At 74.5% G+C, this 18,802-nt stretch carries 12 protein-coding genes and 1 pseudogene; 9 read left to right on the plus strand and 4 right to left on the minus strand.

The annotated features are described in order from the left end of the window. The 7 genes and pseudogenes from ABZ716_RS24500 to ABZ716_RS24530 form a co-directional block, all read left to right on the plus strand. A pseudogene (locus tag ABZ716_RS24500) lies at window positions 1-1,776 on the plus strand (hypothetical protein); the annotation flags it as partial. Beyond that, complete coding sequence (locus tag ABZ716_RS24505; protein ID WP_358961717.1) at window positions 1,773-2,795, plus strand: hypothetical protein; 1,023 nt, start codon at window positions 1,773-1,775, stop codon at window positions 2,793-2,795. The pseudogene ABZ716_RS24500 and the gene ABZ716_RS24505, both read left to right, overlap by 4 nt. Before the next feature lie 597 nt (window positions 2,796-3,392). Further along, on the plus strand, window positions 3,393-3,638 hold the full coding sequence (locus tag ABZ716_RS24510) for a hypothetical protein (protein ID WP_358961719.1): 246 nt from the start codon (window positions 3,393-3,395) through the stop codon (window positions 3,636-3,638). 22 nt (window positions 3,639-3,660) lie between these two features. Continuing rightward, complete coding sequence (gene eccD, locus ABZ716_RS24515) at window positions 3,661-5,001, plus strand: type VII secretion integral membrane protein EccD (RefSeq protein ID WP_358961732.1); 1,341 nt, start codon at window positions 3,661-3,663, stop codon at window positions 4,999-5,001. 16 nt (window positions 5,002-5,017) lie between these two features. Further along, entirely contained in the window at window positions 5,018-6,679 is a 1,662-nt protein-coding gene (locus ABZ716_RS24520; protein ID WP_358961721.1) for a hypothetical protein, read from the plus strand. Continuing rightward, window positions 6,676-10,719, plus strand: coding sequence for a type VII secretion protein EccCb (eccCb, locus tag ABZ716_RS24525; RefSeq protein ID WP_358961723.1), 4,044 nt, complete (start codon window positions 6,676-6,678; stop codon window positions 10,717-10,719). Before ABZ716_RS24520 ends, eccCb begins: the two co-directional genes overlap by 4 nt. Window positions 10,720-10,723: 4 nt before the next feature. Continuing rightward, window positions 10,724-12,139, plus strand: coding sequence for a DUF6177 family protein (locus ABZ716_RS24530; protein ID WP_358961725.1), 1,416 nt, complete (start codon window positions 10,724-10,726; stop codon window positions 12,137-12,139). A 10-nt stretch (window positions 12,140-12,149) separates the two neighbouring features. On the opposite strand, the gene ABZ716_RS24535 is transcribed toward ABZ716_RS24530, so the two are convergent. Both ABZ716_RS24535 and ABZ716_RS24540 read right to left on the minus strand, forming a co-directional pair. After that, complete coding sequence (locus tag ABZ716_RS24535; protein ID WP_351890162.1) at window positions 12,150-12,827, minus strand: response regulator transcription factor; 678 nt, start codon at window positions 12,825-12,827, stop codon at window positions 12,150-12,152. Continuing rightward, window positions 12,827-14,035, minus strand: coding sequence for a sensor histidine kinase (locus ABZ716_RS24540; RefSeq protein WP_358814689.1), 1,209 nt, complete (start codon window positions 14,033-14,035; stop codon window positions 12,827-12,829). Before ABZ716_RS24540 ends, ABZ716_RS24535 begins: the two co-directional genes overlap by 1 nt. Window positions 14,036-14,142: 107 nt before the next feature. On the opposite strand from ABZ716_RS24540, the gene ABZ716_RS24545 reads away from it, so the two are divergent. Next, complete coding sequence (locus ABZ716_RS24545) at window positions 14,143-15,150, plus strand: SAM-dependent methyltransferase (RefSeq protein ID WP_358961728.1); 1,008 nt, start codon at window positions 14,143-14,145, stop codon at window positions 15,148-15,150. 142 nt (window positions 15,151-15,292) lie between these two features. Here the strand turns inward: ABZ716_RS24545 and ABZ716_RS24550 are convergent, their stop codons facing one another. Further along, on the minus strand, window positions 15,293-16,843 hold the full coding sequence (locus ABZ716_RS24550) for a M28 family metallopeptidase (RefSeq protein ID WP_358961730.1): 1,551 nt from the start codon (window positions 16,841-16,843) through the stop codon (window positions 15,293-15,295). 203 nt (window positions 16,844-17,046) lie between these two features. After that, window positions 17,047-18,165, minus strand: coding sequence for a DUF5937 family protein (locus tag ABZ716_RS24555; protein WP_358961734.1), 1,119 nt, complete (start codon window positions 18,163-18,165; stop codon window positions 17,047-17,049). A 171-nt stretch (window positions 18,166-18,336) separates the two neighbouring features. Between ABZ716_RS24555 and ABZ716_RS24560 the strand changes: the two genes are divergently transcribed. Then, window positions 18,337-18,546 (plus strand): hypothetical protein, encoded by a 210-nt coding sequence (locus ABZ716_RS24560; protein WP_358814692.1) that lies wholly within the window; start codon window positions 18,337-18,339, stop codon window positions 18,544-18,546. The last annotated feature ends 256 nt before the right edge of the window (window positions 18,547-18,802 follow it).

Here is an 18,802-nt window from a genome sequence, read left to right on the forward strand (position 1 = left end):
ACCATCCGGGGCCTTGGCACCCTGGTCGGTGTGGACGGCTGGGACAAGGCGGGGCAGGCGTGGACGGGCCTGGCCAAGCTGGCCACCGGTCTGACCATCGCCTCGATCCCCGGGGTCGGCACCGCGTTCTGGCTGGCCGACGACAAGGACCTCCCCTCCTGGATCCGTGACTCACGCACGGCGGTGAAGGAGACCGGCAAGGCCCTGGTCGCCTGGGACGAGTGGGGCAAGAACCCCGCCCGCGCCGCCGGGGCGGTCACCTTCAACGTCCTGACGACCGTCTTCACCGGCGGCGCCGGTACCGCCGCGAAGGCGGGCACGGTCGCCAAGGTCATCTCCGTCGCCGGGAAGGCCGGCCGCCTGATCGACCCGATGACCTACATCGGCAAGGCCGGCTCCCTGGCCAAGGTCAAGGTCGGCGACCTGTTCGCCAACCTCGGCAAGGTCGACGGGGCGTTCCCGAAGATCACCGACGTGGTGTGGAAGGACCTCCCCAAGGCCGACATGCCCGGGGTCCACTTCCCCCACCCCGAAGACACCGTCCGCCTCCCCGACGACGCAGCGGGCCGCCCTCAGTTCTACGACAAGACCACCCACCAACTCCTCGACCACCAGGGCCTCCCGAAGCAGGACCTCACCGCCGTCCCCAAGGGCCCCGACCACCCGCTGGTGGAGACTCCCAAGCCCGAGGAGGTCACGGTCGGCGCGCCCAAGCACCAGGACGTCACGGTCGGCGGCCCCCACCACCCGACGACCTCGACGCCCCACACCCCCGGCGGCTCCACCACGCACCCCGTCGGCGGCACGGCGGACAACCTCCCGCACAACAGCCACACCGAACCGGGCGGCGGCACCCCCGGCCACGGCGGCACGGACACCACCCCGACGGGCGGCGGCCACGGCGATACCCCGTCCACGGGCGGGCACGGTGACGGCCCCGGCGGCCACGGCGACGGCCCTGGTGACGGCCCGGGCAGCCATGGTGACGGTCCCGGCGGGGGCGACCACACCCCTGGCGGCGGTGACCACGGCGGTACGGGCGACGGGCAGCCCCCGGCCGGGGACCACACGCCGTCCCCCGATGGCGGTGAACCGAAGCCGATGGTCCGCGGCGGCGAGGCGGAGCAGCGGCTCCGGGACGCGGTCAAGGAGCTCCCCGGAAAGGAGCGTCCAAAGCCGGACGTCCTCGAACGGGCCCTGGAGCGCCTGGCGGAGAACCCGCGAGGCCAGCAGATCGCGGACATCATCGGGTCGGGCGCCTTCAAGAACAGCGACAACTTCTCCCAGGTCGTGTCCAGCATGGGTGCGCACAAGGTGGGCATGCTAGAGCCCGCTCTCGACCAGATCATCTTCGCCGACGACCTGGCCAAGAGCGGACTGAAGCCCGACGACATCCACTTCGAGGTGAAGAAGGCGGAGTTCGAGGACACGGACGTCTTCTACGGTCCGAAGGACGGCGAGTCGTGGGGCTATCAGATGAAGCGTCTGGACAATCCTCTTGACCCCGTGAGTGAGATCATCCGCGGGAAGAACCTCAGCCAGATCACCCACTCGACCGCCGACAACCGCCTGATGCTCGTCGAAGGGCAGGGCACCATCGCGGAATGGACGGCCCGGGGCGCGGTCGACGATCTGCTGGAGATCAACAGGAACGGACGCGGCAGATACGGTGTCGGCAAGGACGTAGCCTTCGTCATCAGGCTCGATGACGGAGTCCTCGTGGTGCCGCCCGGGACCAGGACCGACCCCATGGGAATGCTGAAGGGAAGCCAGTGATCACATCCGAGCCCGTGGGCGAATGGTTCTGGGAGCCCGCTCCCGTGTCCGACGCCGCCGAGAACGGCACGGCGAGGGCGCTCGGTCTGCTGTCGGACGTCCGGAACATCCTGGCTTCCCTCGGTTTGGTCACGGAGGGCGGCACGGTCTCGGTCGTGCTGAGCGACCGGCGCGCCATGGCCAGCCCCCTGTGCGCGGTCCGTGACGTTCCGGTCGAGGCCGGCGACGCCCTCGGCGCGGGCGCCGCCGCAGCGGCCGCCCAGGCCGCCGCAGTCAGGCTCCTGCCGGGCCGTCTGCTGACGCTGAGTCTGAAGCTGCCCGGTGAGTGGACGGAATCCGGAGTCGTGCGCCGGGCGGAGAAGCTGTTCACCGTACGTGTCGACGTGTGGGGTGAGGGCGGCGTTGTGCTGGTGCTGTCCACCTACGCGGACGCCTGGCTGACCCAGGACCTCAGGGAGCGTCCGCAGCCGGAGGTGGCCGCCGAGAACGCCCCCCGCCTCACCGCCGCGCTGAAGCGGATCTCCGAGTCGACGGGTTCGGAGATCGACCCCGGCGACGCCACGAGGCACGCCCGGCCCACCGCTGAGGGGTTCGGTGACCTACTGGCCGAAGGGGCGGAGTACGACGACTCGTGGGGCACCTTCGAGGTGCCCGGACGTTGGAAGCGGCTCATGAAGCTGGTTCCCGGGGACTCCGCGGGCCAGGACTACGAGAGCAGCACGGAACACCCCGTCCGCTACGCACACGTGCGGCAGGGAGAACAGGTTCTGGGCTACCTCTGGGCCGCCGTGGGTGACGCGGCGGCCGGCTACGAGCCCCGCACCGCGGCGGGTGACGCGGCCTTCGAGGCCGGTGTGCCATGGCTGCTGAAGCTCCGCGACCTGCGCTTGCGAGGCTTCGGCCCGCTGGAGGCGTTGAACGAACTGCTCGGCGGCTCGGCCAGCGGCTCCGTGGTGGAGTCCGCGGCGCACGAGGCGGCCTCGCTGGACACGCTGGAGGAACTCTCAGGGAGGTACTGAGGGTGCCGGCACCGGCGCCCGCCGCCGTGTTGGAGCGGCCGCGGGCCGTCGAGCGGGACATGCGGAGGGACCTGGCGTTCGAGCGCGTCGGGTCCCGGCGGGTGCTGATGTGGGAGTCGGCCGTGTGGGCGCGGGCGTGCGGGGCCGATGAAGTGTGGCCCTTCTTCGACGCCACGCCGTACATCGACCCGGAGTTCGAGCTCGGGGCGGAGCAGGCGGCGGGGCTCGCGGACTTGCTCGACCGGGTCGGCGCCTCGTACAGCCCCGGCCCTTGCAGGGGTTCCTCGGCAGCCCGCCCGTCGCCGTCCTCGGTGACGCCGTGCTCGATGCCCTCGACGTCGAGGGGCGGGTCGCCTACTGCGGCTTCGGAAGGCGCGCGGTGTGCTCCTGTAGCGGCACGTGCGGGGTACGGAACTTCTCGGCCCCGACCTGCGCTGGTGTCCCACAGGCCGGGATCTGGAGAGCGAGAAGGACCTGGTCCGGATCGACCGGCTGGAGGCGGCCCGGCGGATCGGGCGGGCTGCGCAACCGGAGTAGCCGGTTTCGCGGTCGTCACGGCCCGTACTAGCGTTCAGCCGCGACAGGGAGGAGGCCGCAGTGGCGGCTGAGGACTACGACAGCCAGCTCCTGGAGTCCGTCGCGGTGCGGCGGCGCAGGCTGCGGGATGCGGTGTTGTTCGGGGCGCAGCGGGGCCGGCGGGTCGCCGACGAGCGGATCGGGAAGGCCGTCGCCGGGCTCGTGATCGCGGCCGTGCTGTGTGCGGGATGTGTGGGGTGGTCGTTCGTCTCGCACCGGGTGATCGGGAAGGTCGGAACGCCAGGGCAGCAGGTCAGACCTCGGTGATAGGTTCGAACGCGTGGTGAGCATGGGGGCGCGAAGCGGTGCGGCACTGAGCCGGGTGACCCTGGTGGGTCAGCGCCGGCGGATGGATCTCGTACTCCCCTCCCGGGAGCCGGTCGGGCGGCTGCTGCCCGATGTCATACGGATGCTGGACGACCGGGTCGCCGCGCAGCCGATGCTGCGTCATCTGGTCACGGCGGACGGTTCCGTGCTGGAGCACGGGGTCTCGCTGGAGGAAGCGGGCGTCGCCGACGGGGCCGTGCTGCGGCTCGTGCGGGTGCAGGACGTGCCGTCCGCGCCCGTGGTGCACGACGTCACCGACGAGGCCGCCGAGGACCTGGACGTACGGGCCTGGCGCTGGCGGCCGGCCGCGCGGCGGGTCACCGCCGGGGCCGGGCTGGTGCTGTGGGCGCTGGTGGCCGGGTGGTTCGCCCGGGCCGCGTTCGCGCCGGGGGCCGTCGCCGGGGTGCTGCTGGGGACCGCCGCCGTGTGCGGGATCGTCGGGGCCGTCGCGGGCCGGATGAAGGGCTCCGGGCTGGCCGCCGCGCTGCTGGCGACCGCGGGTGCGGTCGGGGTGCTCGGGGCGTGGACCCTGGGCGACGCGCAGCACTGGCACGCCATGGGACGGCTCGCCGCCGTCGCGGGTGCGCTGGCCGTGGGGCTCGCGCTGCTGGGGTGGTTCACGCCGCTCGGGCGGGGCGGGTTCGTCGGGGCCGCCGCCGTGGCCGGGCTGACCGTGATCTGGGAGGCCGTGGCCCTGGCCCAGGGGCAGTCCGGGGCCCGGACCGGAGCGGTGCTCGCCGTGGTCTCCGTCGTCCTGCTGGGGCTGCTGCCTCGGCTGGCGCTGGCCGCGGCCGGGCTCACCGGGCTGGACGACCAGCGGGCGCGGGGCGTCTCCGTCAGCCGGTACAAGGTCACCACCGCCCTGGGCGCCACCCACCGGGGCATGGCCCTGGCCACCCTGGCCACCGCCGTCTCGGCGGGCGCGGCCGGGGTGCTCGCGCTGCGCGAGCCCGACGTCTGGACGGTCTCCCTCGCCTCGGCGGTCGCCGCCGTGCTGTGGCTGCGCGCGCGGGCGTTCCCGCTGGTCGCGGAGGTGGTGGCGCTGCTGCTGGCGGGGGCCGCCGTCACCGTGGCCGCCCTGCTGGTGTGGGCCGGGCGGGCCGGTGCGGCCGGGCCGCTGGCGGTGCTGCTGGCGCTGGCGCTGGCCGCGCTGGGGGTACTGGCCGTCCAGCCGCCCGAGCACGTACGGGTCCGGCTGCGCCGGTTCGGGGACGCCGCCGAGTCCTTCGGTGTCATCGTCCTGTTCCCGCTGCTCATCGGGGTGTTCGGCGTGTACGGGCGGTTGCTCGGCACCTTCGCGTAAGGGTTGCGACTCAGACATGTCAGACACGAACCGCCAGGACGACTGGCAGGCCGGCGTCCTCGGTGAACTCACCGGCACGACCCCGTCCCGCCCCCCGGCCCCGGGCGCGGAGGGCGTCTGGCAGCCCGGCCCCGCGCAGACCGCCGGCCAGTCGCACCCGGCCTCCGGCTCGGAGGGCCAGTGGCAGCCCGACCCCGTGCAGATGGCCGCCCAGGGGGACCCCGCCCCGGGCGCGGACGGCGGCCGGCAGCCCGGCGCCGCGCAGGGCGCGGGTCAGGCGTACGCCGTTCCGGGCGCGGAGGGCCAGTGGCAGCCCGACCCGCAGAGCGCGGGTCAGGCGTACGCCGCCCCCCGCGCGGACGGCGGCCGGCAGCCCGACCCGCAGAGCGCGGGTCAGGCGTACGCCGCCCCCCGCGCGGACGGCGGCCGGCAGCCCGGCCCCGTGCAGAGCGCCGGTCCGGCGTACGCGGCCCCCGGTCCGGACGGCCAGTGGCAGCCCGGCGCCGCGCAGATCCCCGCACAGGCGTACGCGGCCCCCGGTGCGGACGGCGGTCGGCAGCCCGGCGTCGCGCACGGTGCGCCCGTACCGCAGCAGGCCCCCGGCCAGGGGTACGCCCAGCCGCGGCACGGGCAGTCGCAGCCGTACCCCCAGCCACAGCCGTCCCCGCAGCACGCGCAGCCGTACCCGCAGCCACAGCCGTCCCCGCAGCCCGGCCACCCGCAGTCGCAGCACGCCCACCGCGCCGCCCCCGAGACCGTGCCCGTGCGGGCGGCCGAGGCTTCCGTCGGGAAGCCCCGGCACGGGGATCCGCTGGTGCGGCGCACCCTGCGCACCCTGCGCGGGGCCCTCGGGGCCTCCGCCGCCAAGGCCGTCGCCGCCGAGACGGGGCTCGCCGCCCAGGTGCAGCAGCCCGTCACCACCGGGCGGCACATCGTCGTCACCAGCATCCGCGGCGGCTCCGGCAAGACCACCGTCACCGCCCTCCTCAGCCGCACCTACAACCACTTCCGCCACGACCCGGTGCTCACCCTGGAGGCCGACGCCGCCCTCGGCACCCTGCCCGTCCGGCTCGGCGTCGAGTCCCTGCGCTGGACCTGCGCGGACCTCGCCCAGATCGTCCGCCCCTCCATGCAGCTCACCGACATCACCGGCTACCTCGTCCCGCTCCCCGACGGCGGCTGGCTGTTGCCCGGAAGCCAGGGCCGGATCGGCGCCCAGGTCGACGTCGCCACCTACCGGACGCTCATGGTCGCGCTGCGCCGCTACTTCGGGGTCACCGTCGTCGACTGCGAGACCCTGCCCGGCGAGGTCGCCCGTACCGCCCTCGACACCGCGCACGCCCGGGTGCTCACCGCCCCCGCCACCGCCGAGGGGCTCGCCTCCACCCACGCCGTCCTCGACTGGCTGGCCTCCCTGCCCGTGCCCGTCCTGCCCCGTACGGTCGTCGTGCTCACCGTGCAGTCCCCGCACCCGGCCATCGACCTCGGCAAGGCCGCCGCGCAGCTGGCCGCGACCGGCGCCGGGGTGGTCGTCCTGCCCTACGACCGCCACCTCGCCTCCGGCGGCGCCGTCCGCACCGACCTGCTCGGCGAAGGCACCCGGCAGGCCGCCGTCCGGCTGGCCGCCGAGGTCCTCCAGCGGGCCGTGGCCCTCCCGGCGGCCGGGGCTGCCCGGTGACCCAGCAGCTCGTCCACCGCCCGGCCCGCGGCACCCTGCCCCCCGCCCCCGCCGAACCCCGCACCGTCGAAGCCCCGCCGAACCTCCCCGAGGGGAAGATCGGCAGCCCGGCCACCGCCCTGCTGCCGATGGCCGGCGTCATGGGCTCGGTCGTGATGATGACCGTGATCCGCAACAGCCAGTTCGCCGCCGTCGGCGCGATCGTGCTGGTCTTCGCGCTGATCGGCGCCATCGCCCTGTTCTGGTCCCAGCGCGGCAAGGCCCAGCGCACCCGACGCGCCCAGCGCGAGCGCTACCTGGAGTACCTGGAGGAGCAGCGCGAGGAGCTCGGCGCCCGCGAGAAGGCCCTGCGTGACGAGGCCCGCCGCCTCAACCCGCCGCCGGAGGCCCTCTACGACCTCGTACGGGACCCCGCGCGGCTGTGGGAGCGCCGCCGCTCCGACCCCGACTTCCTGCGCCCGCGCCTGGGCACCGGAGCCGTCGCCGTCCAGGAGATCGCCCTCGCCGCGGGCGCCGGGAACGTCCTCACCCCGCCCGACCGTTTCATGCTCAACGAGGCCGGCGCCCTCATGGCCCGCTTCGCCCGCGCCAGCGACTTCCCGCTGACCGTCCCCCTCGACCGGGCAGGGAACGTCAGCATCATCGGCGAGCGCGAGGGCGTCCTGCGCGTCGCCCGCGCCCTCCTCGCGCACACCGCCGCCTTGCACGCCCCCGACGACGTGGCCATCGCCCTCGGCGTGCCCGGGGAGCGGCTGGCGGACTGGGAGTGGGCCAAGTGGCTGCCGCACGTCCTCGACCAGCAGGAACAGGACGGGCCCGTCGCCGCCCGCCGGATCGCCCCCAGCCTGCCCCAGCTCGCCGCCGGGGTCCTCGCGCCCGACCTGCGCCGCAGGGCCTCGTACGCGGCGGAGGTGCGGCGCGGCCTGTCCGACAAGGGCGCGCTGCGGCTCGCCGGCCGGCTGCTCGTCGTCAGCGACGAGTACGGGGAGAACGCCGTCGAACTGCCCCGCCCCGACTCGGCGGTGGGCCTGGCCGACATGAACACCACGGTCCTGCATCTCCTCGCCGAGCAGGTCCACGAGCCCGACGAGGTGGCGGTACGGATCACCGTCGGCGGCCCCGACGGCAGCCACGTCACCGTCCGCGACCTGCGCACCCCGCAGGCCCCCGCCGCCGAGGGCCTCACCGACGCCCTCGGCCCGGCCACCGCCGAGGGCCTGGCCCGGATGCTCGCCCCGCTGCGGCTGTCCGCGGAGTCCGTCGCCGAGGGCACGCCCGTCTCCGGGCCTGTGGACTTCATGGGCCTGCTCGGGATCGACGATCCCGCCCGGATCGACGTGGACCGGCTGTGGGCGCCGCGCGGCGAGAGGGACTTCCTGCGCGTGCCGATCGGCATCGACGACCGCCACGGCCCGGTCCTCCTCGACCTGAAGGAGTCCTCGCAGCTCGGCATGGGCCCGCACGGCCTGTGCGTCGGCGCGACCGGCTCCGGCAAGAGCGAGCTGCTGCGCACCCTCGTCCTCGCCCTGGTCACCACCCACGCCCCCGAGGACCTCGCGATGGTCCTCGTCGACTACAAGGGCGGCGCCACCTTCGCCCCCTTCGCGAAGCTCCCGCACGTCGCCGGCGTCATCACCAACCTGGAGAACCAGGCCGGGCTGGTCGAACGCGTCCACACCAGCCTCGCCGGCGAGGTCAAGCGCCGCCAGCAGGTCCTCAAGGACGCCGGGAACGTCGCCGACATCGGCCACTACGCCGTCCTGCGCGCCGAGAGGCCCGAACTGGAGCCGCTGCCGCACCTGTTCGTCGTCATCGACGAGTTCGGCGAACTGCTCACCGCCAAGCCCGACTTCATCGACCTGTTCCTGTCCATCGGCCGGATCGGCCGCTCCATCGGCGTGCACCTGCTGCTCTCCAGCCAGCGCATCGAGGGCGGCAAGCTCAAGGGCCTGGACACCTACCTGTCCTACCGGCTCGGCCTGCGCACCTTCTCCGCCGACGAGTCCCGCACCGTCCTCGACACCACCGACGCCTTCCTGCTGCCGCCGCTGCCCGGCTTCGGCTACCTCAAGGTGGACACCTCCACCTACACCCGGTTCAAGGCCGGTTACGTCTCCGGGCGCTACCGGGGCCCGGCCGCCGGGCCCGACGACGCCGAGCAGGGGCCGCTGGCCCTTCCGTACCCGACGTTCAACACCCTCCAGGACGCGGGCGCTCCGGCCGAGCCCGCCGAGGACAAGCCCACCGCGACCGCCCGGGAGACCGGGCCCAGCGTGCTCTCCGTCATCGTGGACCAGCTCGCCGGCGCGGCCCCGCCCGTGCGCCGGATCTGGCTGCCGCCGCTGCCCGACGCGGTGCCCCTCGACGCCGCCGCCGGACCGCTGTCGGTCACCGAGCACGGGCTGCGGCTCGGTCCCGGGGGCACCGGCCCCCTCGACAAGCCGCGCCGCGCCCCGCTGCGGGTACCGCTCGGCGTCCTGGACGACCCGGCCCGGCAGTGGCGCGGCCCGTGGGAGCTGGACCTGACCGTCGCCGGCGGGCACACCGCCGTCACCGGCGGTCCCCAGTCCGGCAAGACCACCCTGCTGCGCACCCTCGCCCTCTCCCTGGCCCTGACCCACACCCCGCAGGAGGTGGCCGTCTACGGCCTCGACCTGGCCGGAGGCGGTCTCGCCGCCCTCGCCGGGCTCCCGCACGTCGGCGGCATCGCCGGGCGGGCCGACCGGGAGCGGGCCGCCCGCACCGTCGCCGAGGTACGGGCCATGCTGGCCCAGCGCGAGTACCTCTTCCGCGAGCACTCCATCGACTCCGTCGACCAGCTGCGGGCCCTGCGCGCCCAGGGCCGGCTGCCCGAGCTGCGCTCCACCGACATCGTCCTGCTCATCGACGGCTACGGCGCCCTGCGCGAGGACTTCGACGCCCTCGACGACGCCGTCACCGACCTGCTCAAGCGCGGCGGCGGCTACGGCATCCACGTCGTCGCCGGGATGCTGCGCTGGAACGACGTCCGCATCGCCAACCAGTCCCTCTTCGGCGGCCGCGTCGAACTGCGCCTGGGCGACCCCTCGGACTCCGCCATCGACCGCAAGCTGTCCGAGACCATCTCCCCGGACACCCCGGGCCGGGTGCTGACCGACGGCAAGCTCTTCGCGCAGACCGCCCTGCCGCGCATCGACTCCCGCGAGGGCACCACCGACCTGGCCGCCGCGCTGGAGGAGGCCGCCGCCACCATCAGCGCCACCTGGCACGGCGAACTCGCCTCCCCCGTAAGGGTCCTGCCTTCCCGGCTGCCCGCCGACCGGCTGCCCTCCGCCGACGAGGAACCGCGCCGGATCCCCGTCGGCGTGGACCAGGACGTCCTCGCGCCGGTGCTCCTCGACCTGTTCGGCCAGGACCAGCACCTGCTGATCCTCGGCGACAACGAGTGCGGCAAGACCAACCTGCTGTCCCTCGTCGCCCGCCAGCTCATCGCCCGCTACGGCGAGGACGAACTGGTCTTCGCCGTCTACGACCCCCGGCGCGGACTGCGCGGGGTGGTCCCCGAGCCCTACCGGGGCGGCTACGCGCACAACGCGAAGATCGCCGCCGCGCTGTCGGCCGGGATCGCCAAGGAGCTCGACAAGCGGCTCCCCGAGGACGGCATCGACCCCGACGCCGAACCCGGGGAGGGCCCCGGCTTCGCCGGACCGCGCATCGTGGTCCTCGTCGACGACTACGACATCCTCACCACCGCCGGGCAGCAGCCGCTCCAGGCGTTCGTGCCCTACCTGCCGTCCGCCCAGGACATCGGGCTGCACTTCGTCATCGCCCGCCGCGTCGCCGGCGCCTCCCGCGCCCTGTACGAGCCGCTGCTGACCACCCTGCGCGAATCGGGCACCACCGCGCTCGTCATGGACGGCGAGCGCTCCGAGGGCCAGCTGTTCCCGCAGTTGTACGCCAGCGCCCAGCCGCCCGGCCGGGGCACGCTGGTGCGGCGCGGCCGCCCGCACCAGGTCGTCCAGACCGCCCTCGCCGCCCCGCCGAGCCAGGAAGCGCCCTGACACCGTGACCAAGGACGTCATCGCCCTCACCCCGAAGATGCCCGACGCCGCCGCCCTGCTGGTGGCCCTCGCGGCGGGCGGCGCCGGACTGGACGCCGCCACCGCCGGGGACGGGGCCGTCATCCAGCTGCTCGGCGCGGGCGGCCGGCCCCTGGTGTCGGTGGAGGCGCCGGTGCTCGTCCAGGTGCCGGGCGAGGCGCAGCGGCTCCTCGGGACCCCGTCCGGCACGCCCGTCTGGTGGACGGAGACCCGCGCCTCCACAGCCGTGCCCGAGGCGGCGGAGCTGGCCGGGGCGGTGGCCGGGCGGCTGGCCGAGGTGCTCGGCGGGGCGGTGTGGCCCGAGGGCGCGGGCCGGGTGGCGCCCGTGCCGGTGGGCTCCGAGGCCGCGGCGGCGCCCGCGCCCGTCGGAGCGCTGCCCACCGTGGACGTGGTCACCGAGTCCACCGCCGTCGTCCTCGCGGACCGGCCGGTGGTCCCGCTGACGGCCTGGCTGTCGGACGTCCTGCGCACCACGGCCGCCTTCGGCGCGGCCCTGCACATCGTCACCCCCGCCCACTGCCGGCTCAGCCTGCCGCTGCGCACCGTGCTGACCGGCGCCCCGAACCGGTGGGTGGTCCAGGACCCCGAGTGCGGCTACTACGACGGCCTCTCCGGAGCCGTACTCGCCTGGCAGGACGGCACCTTCGCCCCGGCCCGCGACGGCCGGGGCCAGGCCCGGCTCGCCGGGGCGTTCCGGCGGCCCGCCGCCGGCGCGGGGGAGCGGCGGCTGACCGTACAGCTGCGCACGGAGCACCCCGCCGAGGCGGACACCCTGCTCGGCGGGGCGCTGGAGACGGCCTGGCGGATCCTCACCGGCGCCGGTCCGGCCGGCTGGGGCACCGCCGAGCCCGTCAACCTGCCCTGGTCGCCGCGCCAGTTCACCGAGCTCGCGCGGGGCCGGATGCCCGAGCCCACCCTCGTCACCGCCGTCGGCCGGCCCGAGCGGCCCGCGCTGGCCACCGTCCGGGTGACGCGCACGGCGAAGGGGGTCGAGGAGGACGCCACCCTGTGCCTGGGGTACGGGCCGTCCGAGGAGGTGCCGCTCGGCGCGCTGGAGGAGCTCGCGGAGGCCCTCGTATCGGGGCACGGCCTGGTCAGCATGCTCGTCTCGCTGGGCCCCGGGCGGCGGGACCTGAGCCTGACCCCGCGCTTCGCCGCCCCCGCCGTCCCGGTGTCCTTCACCCTGGGCGCCACGGGCGTCACCGAAGCCACCCTGTCGAAGGCCCGGCGCCCCCCGCTGGCGCTGAAGCCCCTCCAGGTGGGCCCGGAGCGCAGGCCCGGACTGCACTACCCGCTGGGCGACGGCGCCGACCCCGCCGCATGGGAGACCCTCGCCACCCTGATGACCCACCTGCGGACGGCGATCCCCCCGCTGCCGTGAGGCCGGCCGGCTACAGCTGCGGGCCGCTCCCGGCGCGGACCAGGCCCGTCTCGTAGGCCAGGACCACCACCTGCACCCGGTCGCGCAGCCCCAGCTTCGTCAGGATGCGGCCCACGTGCGTCTTGACCGTCGCCTCGGACAGCACCAGCCGGCCCGCGATCTCCCCGTTCGACAGGCCCTGCGCCACCAGCAGCATGACCTCGCGCTCCCGCTCGGTCAGCCGCTCGATCTCCTTGTTCCGCGGCTCCTGCGTGGTCGTCGGCAGCATCGGCGCGAACCGGTCCAGCAGCCGCCGCGTCGTCGACGGCGCCACCACCGCGTCCCCGCTGTGCACCGAGCGGATCGCCGCCAGCAGCTCCGCCGGCGGGACGTCCTTCAGCATGAAGCCGCTCGCGCCCGCCTTCAGCCCGGAGAACGCGTACTCGTCCAGGTCGAAGGTGGTCAGGATGATGACCTTCGGGTGCTCGGCCGGCTCACAGATCCGCCGGGTCGCCTCGACCCCGTCGAGCCGGGGCATCCGTACGTCCATCAGCACCACGTCCACCTTCGTGGCCCGCAGCACCTCCAGCGCCTCCAGGCCGTCCCCCGCCTCGGCGACGACCTCCATGTCCGGCTGGGCGGCGAGCACCATCCGGAAGCCCGTGCGCAGCAGCACCTGATCGTCGACCAGCATCACTCGGATGGACATCAATCACCTTTCTTGAGCGGGAGCAGCGCGCTGATCCGGAAGCCGCCGCCGGGACGCGGGCCCGCGTCCAGGGTGCCTCCGACCATGCCGATGCGTTCCCGCATGCCGATCAGACCGTGACCGGCGCCGTCCGCGCCGCCGTCCTCGTACAACTCGTGTGCGGCGCCCCGCCCGTCGTCCTCGACGAGCAGGCCCAGCCCGTCGTCGAAGTAGACCAGCCGTACGCTCGCCCGCGCGTCCGGGCCGCCGTGCTTGCGCGTGTTCGTCAGCGCCTCCTGCACGATCCGGTACGCGGTCAGCTCCACCCCGCTGGGCAGCCTGCGCGGTGCGCCCTCCACCTCGAAGTCCACCGTCAGCCCGGCCGCCCGCACCTGCTCGACCAGGACCTCGATCTGCTCCACGTCGGGCTGGGGCACGTAGTCCTCGGACTCCTGCGGCTCGCCCGTGCGCAGCACGCCCAGCAGCCGCCGCATCTCCGCGAGCGCCTGCCGGCCCGTCCCGGAGATGGTCTGGAGGGCCTCCTTGGCCTGCTCGGGCGCCACGTCCATGACGTACGCGGCCCCGTCGGCCTGGACCACCATCACCGACACGTTGTGCGCGACGACGTCGTGCAGCTCGCGGGCGATGCGGGCGCGCTCGGCGGCCACCGCCACCTTGGCCTGCGCCTCGCGTTCCTTCTCCAGCCGCTGGTTGCGCTCCACGAGCTGGGCGTAGTAGGCACGGCGGGTGCGCAGCGAGTCGCCCATCACCCAGGCCAGGGCGAAGGGCACCATCATGAACACGACGAACAGGGCCTCCTGGACCGCGCTCGCGTTCTTGTCCACGCCGAACCGCAGGAAGTAGAGCGGGGCGGCCAGCAGCCCACAGCCCAGCGCGGCGCGCGAGACCCAGCGCGGGACGTCACCGGAGGCGGCGACGGTGAAGAGGATCACCAGCATCGCCAGGTCGCAGGTCTGCACGGGCGAGCCGATGGCCAGCTGGACGACGCCCGCCGCCACCGCCAGCCAGAACATCGGGCCCGTCCACTTGCGGCGCAGCGCGAGGACGACGGACAGCGCGGCGACGACGGGCACGGTCGCGAGCCGCAGGGCGAGGCCCGAACCGGTCATCTCGGCGACGTTCAGCATCGAGAACCCGAAGAGGAGGACAGCCCAGAAGCTGTCGACGCCCGTCGGGTGTCTGCGGATGAAGTCGTAGAGGCGCTGCACGTAACCCAGAGTAGGGAAAGGGGATAGGTGCTGGAGTCAACCACAGGAGCGATCCCTGTGACGGGGGAGTACTCCGCAAGGTGGAGGGTGACCTTAACCTGAGCGGGATGAACGCTCAGGGTGGTGTCCGGGACGAGGCAGCGGGTCCTTCCGGGGGGCCGGTGCGGTGGCGGGCGGCCATGGAGGCGGCGCTGTACGGGCCCGGCGGGTTCTACGTGCGCCCCGGCGGGCCGGGGCCCGCGGGGCACTTCCGCACCTCCGTGCACGCCTCGCCCCTGTACGCGGGGGCCGTCGCGCGGCTGCTGGAGCGGGTGGACGCGGCGCTCGGGCATCCGGACCGGCTGGACCTCGTGGACATGGGCGCCGGACGGGGTGAGCTGCTGGCCGGTGTGCTCGCCGCGCTGCCGGAGGCGACGGCCGCGCGGGTGGTCCCGTACGCCGTCGAGCGCGCGGCCGCCCCCGAGGGGCTGGACCCCCGGATCCGGTGGGTGGACGCGCCGCCCGAGGGGAGCACGGGGCTGCTGTTCGCGAACGAGTGGCTGGACAACGTCCCGCTGGACATCGCCGAGGACGGCCGGTACGTCCTGGTGTCCCCCGACGGTACGCAGACCCCCGGCGGCCCGCTGGATCCCGCCGACCGGGCCTGGCTGGAGCGGTGGTGGCCCGGCGGCGAGCGGGAGGGCCGGGCGGAGATCGGGCGGCCCCGTGACGAGGCGTGGGCGGCGGCCGTCGCCACCCTGGAGCGGGGCCTGGCGGTGGCCGTGGACTACGCCCACACCCGCGAGGCCCGCCCCCCGTACGGCACCCTCACCGGCTTCCGCGGCGGGCGCGAGGTCGCACCCGTCCCGGACGGCGGCTGCGACGTCACCGCCCACGTCGCCCTCGACTCCTGCGCGGGACCGGGCGCCGCCCTGCTCACCCAGCGCGCGGCCCTGACCGCCCTCGGCGTCTCGGGCGGCCGCCCCCCGCTGGCCCTGGCCACCACCGACCCGGCCGGCTACGTCCGCGCGCTGGCCTCGGCCGGGGAGGCGGCGGAGCTCACCGCGCGCGGGGGGCTGGGCGACTTCGGCTGGCTGCTCCAGCCGGTCGGGATCCCGGGCGGGATCCTCGGCTAGGCCGTCTCTTCCGGATCTTGTCGGCGCGGGTCAGACAAGATCCGGAAGAGACGGCCCAGGGCCACTCCGTCCCGGTACGGCGGTGGGGCCGGCATCCCCCCGGAACGCCGGCCCCACCGCGGCTCTGACCGCCCGCTCGCGGCTACTCGGCGGCCTCGTGGTCGTGGCCCGGGCGCAGGCCCCCGCCGGTGCCGGAGCCGGTGGTCGGCTTCGAGACGACCGGCTGCGACAGCGGGGCCAGGTCGTAGGCGTAGTGGCCGACCGCGTTCGCGATCACGTCCACGTTGATGTCGAGGGCCTTCTGGTCGATGTTGGTGATGTCGTCACCCTTGCCGTGGTAGTTCACGTCGTAGGCGACACCCGCCTGACCGCCGAACTTCGCGGCCTGCTCCGGCGTCTTGATGCCCTCGGCGCCCGTGTCCGTACCGCCCGACGGGATACCCGCCTCGATGAACGGGCCGTAGTCCGAGCGGCCGGTGAAGTCGCTGCCCTCGTGCGGGATCTTCTGCGCGTCGAGGAAGTCGGTGATCTGCTTCTCCAGCTGCGCCGAGCCCTCCGGGCCGGGGCCGGAGCCGACCTTGTCGGAGTCGTCGCCGTCGTAGACGAAGTAGGCGGCGTTGGGCGAGGCGATCATGTCGAAGTTCAGGTACAGCTTGATCTGCTTCTTCTGCTCCGGCGTCAGCGAGGCCACGTACGCCTCGGAGCCGAGCAGGCCGTACTCCTCCGCCGACCACCAGGCGAACTTGACCTTGTTCTTGACCTTCTTCTGCTCGCTCGCGAGGCGCTGCGCGACCTGGAGGATGCCCGCCGAGCCGGAGCCGTTGTCGTTGATGCCCGGGCCGGCGGCGACGGAGTCCAGGTGGGCGCCGAGGAAGACGGTGTTGTCCGGGTCGCCGCCCTTGGTCTCCGCGATCACGTTGTACGTCTTGCGGTTCTCGCGGAACTGGCGGACGTCGAGGGTGACCTCCACCGGTCCGGCGGCGGCCTCGGCGGCCAGCTTCTCGCCGTCGGCCTGGCTGATGCCGCCGGTGGGGATCTTGCCCGCGTTCGGGTCGCCGAGGGTGCCGTTGAGGGCGCCGGCGGTGTTGTTGTAGATGACCGCGCCGACCGCGCCGGCTGCCGCCGCGTTCGCCTGCTTCACGGCGAAGGTGCAGCCGCCGCGCCGGACCAGGGCGATCTTCCCGGTGAAGGCGCCGGAGGCGAAGTCGGCGGCGTCGCAGCCCGTGGAGCCGTCCGCGTCGACCGGTACGACCGCGACCGGGGCGGTGACCCCGCCCTCCGGGCCGCTCGCCGTGTACGTCATCAGCTTCAGCGGGATGTCGCGGCCGCCCGCGCCGTTGACCTTCAGCGTCTCGGCGATGGTCTCGACGTAGACGAAGTCGAACTCGTTGCGCGTGACCTCGTAACCGGCGGCCTTCAGTACGCCTTCGACGTACTTGGCGGACTGCTCGTGGCCCTTCGAACCCGCCACGCGGGTGCCGTGGTTGTAGTCGGCGATGGACTGGAGGACCTTCAGGTGGTTGAAGGCGCCCTTGCCGGTCGCCTCCTTGACCAGCTTCCTGGCCAGGGCGTCACCCCGGGCGGCGTCGCTCTGCGGGCTCGACGCGCCGGCCGGGCCGGCGAGGAGCAGCGGGGAGACCAGGGCGGCCGCTGCCAGGGCGGCGGTGGCGGCGGCTATACGGCGAGAAGGCATGAAGGTCCTTTCACGGCAGGGAGCGCAGGGAGTGACGACTGCGGGGCGAGCGGTGGGGGCACGGTAGGCAGCAACGGGCCGTCGCCGCCAGGGGTTTCACTGCTACCGGTTCGTGAAATCCGGATACCGGTATGTCCGCGCCGACGGCGGACGGCGAAATCCGGCCACTGTCCGGAGGGCGGAACCGCGCCCGCGCGGGGCGGTCAGCGGAGGATGCCCTCGATGAGGTCGGGGCCTATGCGGGCCACCACCGACAGGTCCAGCTGGTGCTGCACGTAGCGCCCCTGACGGCGCGTGTGTATCAGCCCCGCCTTCTTCAGGACGGACAGGTGCCGGGAGACCTCCGGTGCGGACGTCCCGTACACCCGGGCCAGTTCGCTCGTCGTGTACGGGGCCCGCGCCAGGCTGCGGCACAGCAGCATCCGCATGGGGTGCGCCAGCGCCTCCATCCGGCGCTGCACCAGCTCCACTGAGGGCGGCTCCGAGGCCAGTTCGGGGGACTCCAGCGGGTAGTGGACCACCGGCATCCAGCCGGGCGCGTGCAGCACGAGGAGGTGCGGCCAGCCGAAGTTCGTCGGGATGAACAGCAGGCCCGGCCCGACCTCCGGATCGGTGGCGGTGGCCCGGCCGGTGATCATCTTGTCGGCGCTGATGGTGGTGTGCTCCTCGTCCACGCTCAGCGCCGAGGACACCTCCTTCAGCACCGCCGCGAGCCCCCGGTGGCGCAGCACCTCCGTCTTGTGCCGGACGTCCGCCGCCTGGCGCGGCTCGATCCGCCGCCAGGTCTCGGCGAAGAAGGCCGCGTCGCAGTCCTCCAGCAGCCGCCGCAGCCAGACCCGCACGGTGCCGGGGTCGTCCAGCAGCCGCCGGGTGAACTCCAGCCGCCCGGGACCCCGCGCGGCCGCCGTCTCCAGCGCCTTGGCCCGGGCGGTGGCGTCGGTCAGCGGGGACGGGCCGCCGCCCTCGTTGTAGAGGGCCAGCCAGCAGTGCTCCAGCGCGGCCATCACGAACCGCTCGTCGTCCATCCGGTCGAGGACGTCCAGCTCCTCGCCCAGGGTCGCCCCGGGACGGCCGCTGCCGCCGGGCACGCCGGCGAAGGCCATGAAGATGTCGGAGAAAGAACTCCGCCACATGAAGTCGGCCTCCAGGAGCCGCTCGGCCAAGCACGGGTCGAGCGCGGCTCTGGTGGTCCTCGTCCAGGACTGCAGCGCGGGGTGGTGGGCGGGCTGCGAGAGCGCGTGCAGCGTCATGCAGAGCTCGGCGAGCGGCGAGGGCGCGAAGGCGATCCGCTCCAGAGGGAGCCCGGCGATGTCGATGGTCACGCTCATCGCCCCATTCTGTCCGGCGCCGCCCCCGCCCGGAGCCCCGGGGTGCGGCCGGGGGCCGCCCTCGTCCCACCGCCGTACGGGGGCTGCGCCGCAGGTGGGAGGGGTCGATTGACGGCCGGCGTCAATCGGCGGGCGGACTGCGGCCGACGGGGTGAGGGTGGAGGGATGACCGCCATCGAGCAGTACCTCATCGACACCTACCGCGCGGCCCAGCACGGCGAGCCGCCACCCCCGCCCCCGGGCCGCGACGACCTGGCCACCCTGCGCGCCCTGCGCACGGCGGCGCAGTTCGAAGCCGCCGTCGAGGGCGCCCCAACCACCCACCCCTGGCGCCACGCCCTGAGCCGCTTCCTGCACCGCGAGCGGTGGTGCTGAGGGGGGGCTGGGGCTGGGGCTGCTGTACGCGCTGTGCCCGTGGGTGTACGGGCCCGCTGTGCGCGCTGTGCCCGTGGGTGTACGGGGCGCGGGCCCGCTATCTCCCCCCCGGGCCACCTCGGCGCCTGCCCACCCGGTTCCCCGGGTGCGGGGCGGTGGTGCGGGGGGCGGGATCCCGTCGGGCGGGACTGGGCGGCCGGGCGGCACTGGTGGGGTCGGTGGCCCGGCGGGCCGGTCTCAGAGAAGCCCTGGGGGT

It is taken from the genome of Streptomyces sp. NPDC006687 (assembly GCF_040636215.1).
Lineage (GTDB): Bacteria > Actinomycetota > Actinomycetes > Streptomycetales > Streptomycetaceae > Streptomyces.

Bases quoted from the DNA above. Each gene is read 5' to 3' on its own strand.
- ABZ716_RS24550 (WP_358961730.1), bottom strand. From the start codon at position 16,843: ATGCCTTCTCGCCGTATAGCCGCCGCCACCGCCGCCCTGGCAGCGGCC.
- ABZ716_RS24535 (WP_351890162.1), bottom strand. From the start codon at position 12,827: ATGTCCATCCGAGTGATGCTGGTCGACGATCAGGTGCTGCTGCGCACG.
- ABZ716_RS24520 (WP_358961721.1), top strand. From the start codon at position 5,018: ATGTCAGACACGAACCGCCAGGACGACTGGCAGGCCGGCGTCCTCGGT.
- eccD (WP_358961732.1), top strand. From the start codon at position 3,661: ATGGGGGCGCGAAGCGGTGCGGCACTGAGCCGGGTGACCCTGGTGGGT.
- ABZ716_RS24545 (WP_358961728.1), top strand. From the start codon at position 14,143: ATGAACGCTCAGGGTGGTGTCCGGGACGAGGCAGCGGGTCCTTCCGGG.
- ABZ716_RS24560 (WP_358814692.1), top strand. From the start codon at position 18,337: ATGACCGCCATCGAGCAGTACCTCATCGACACCTACCGCGCGGCCCAG.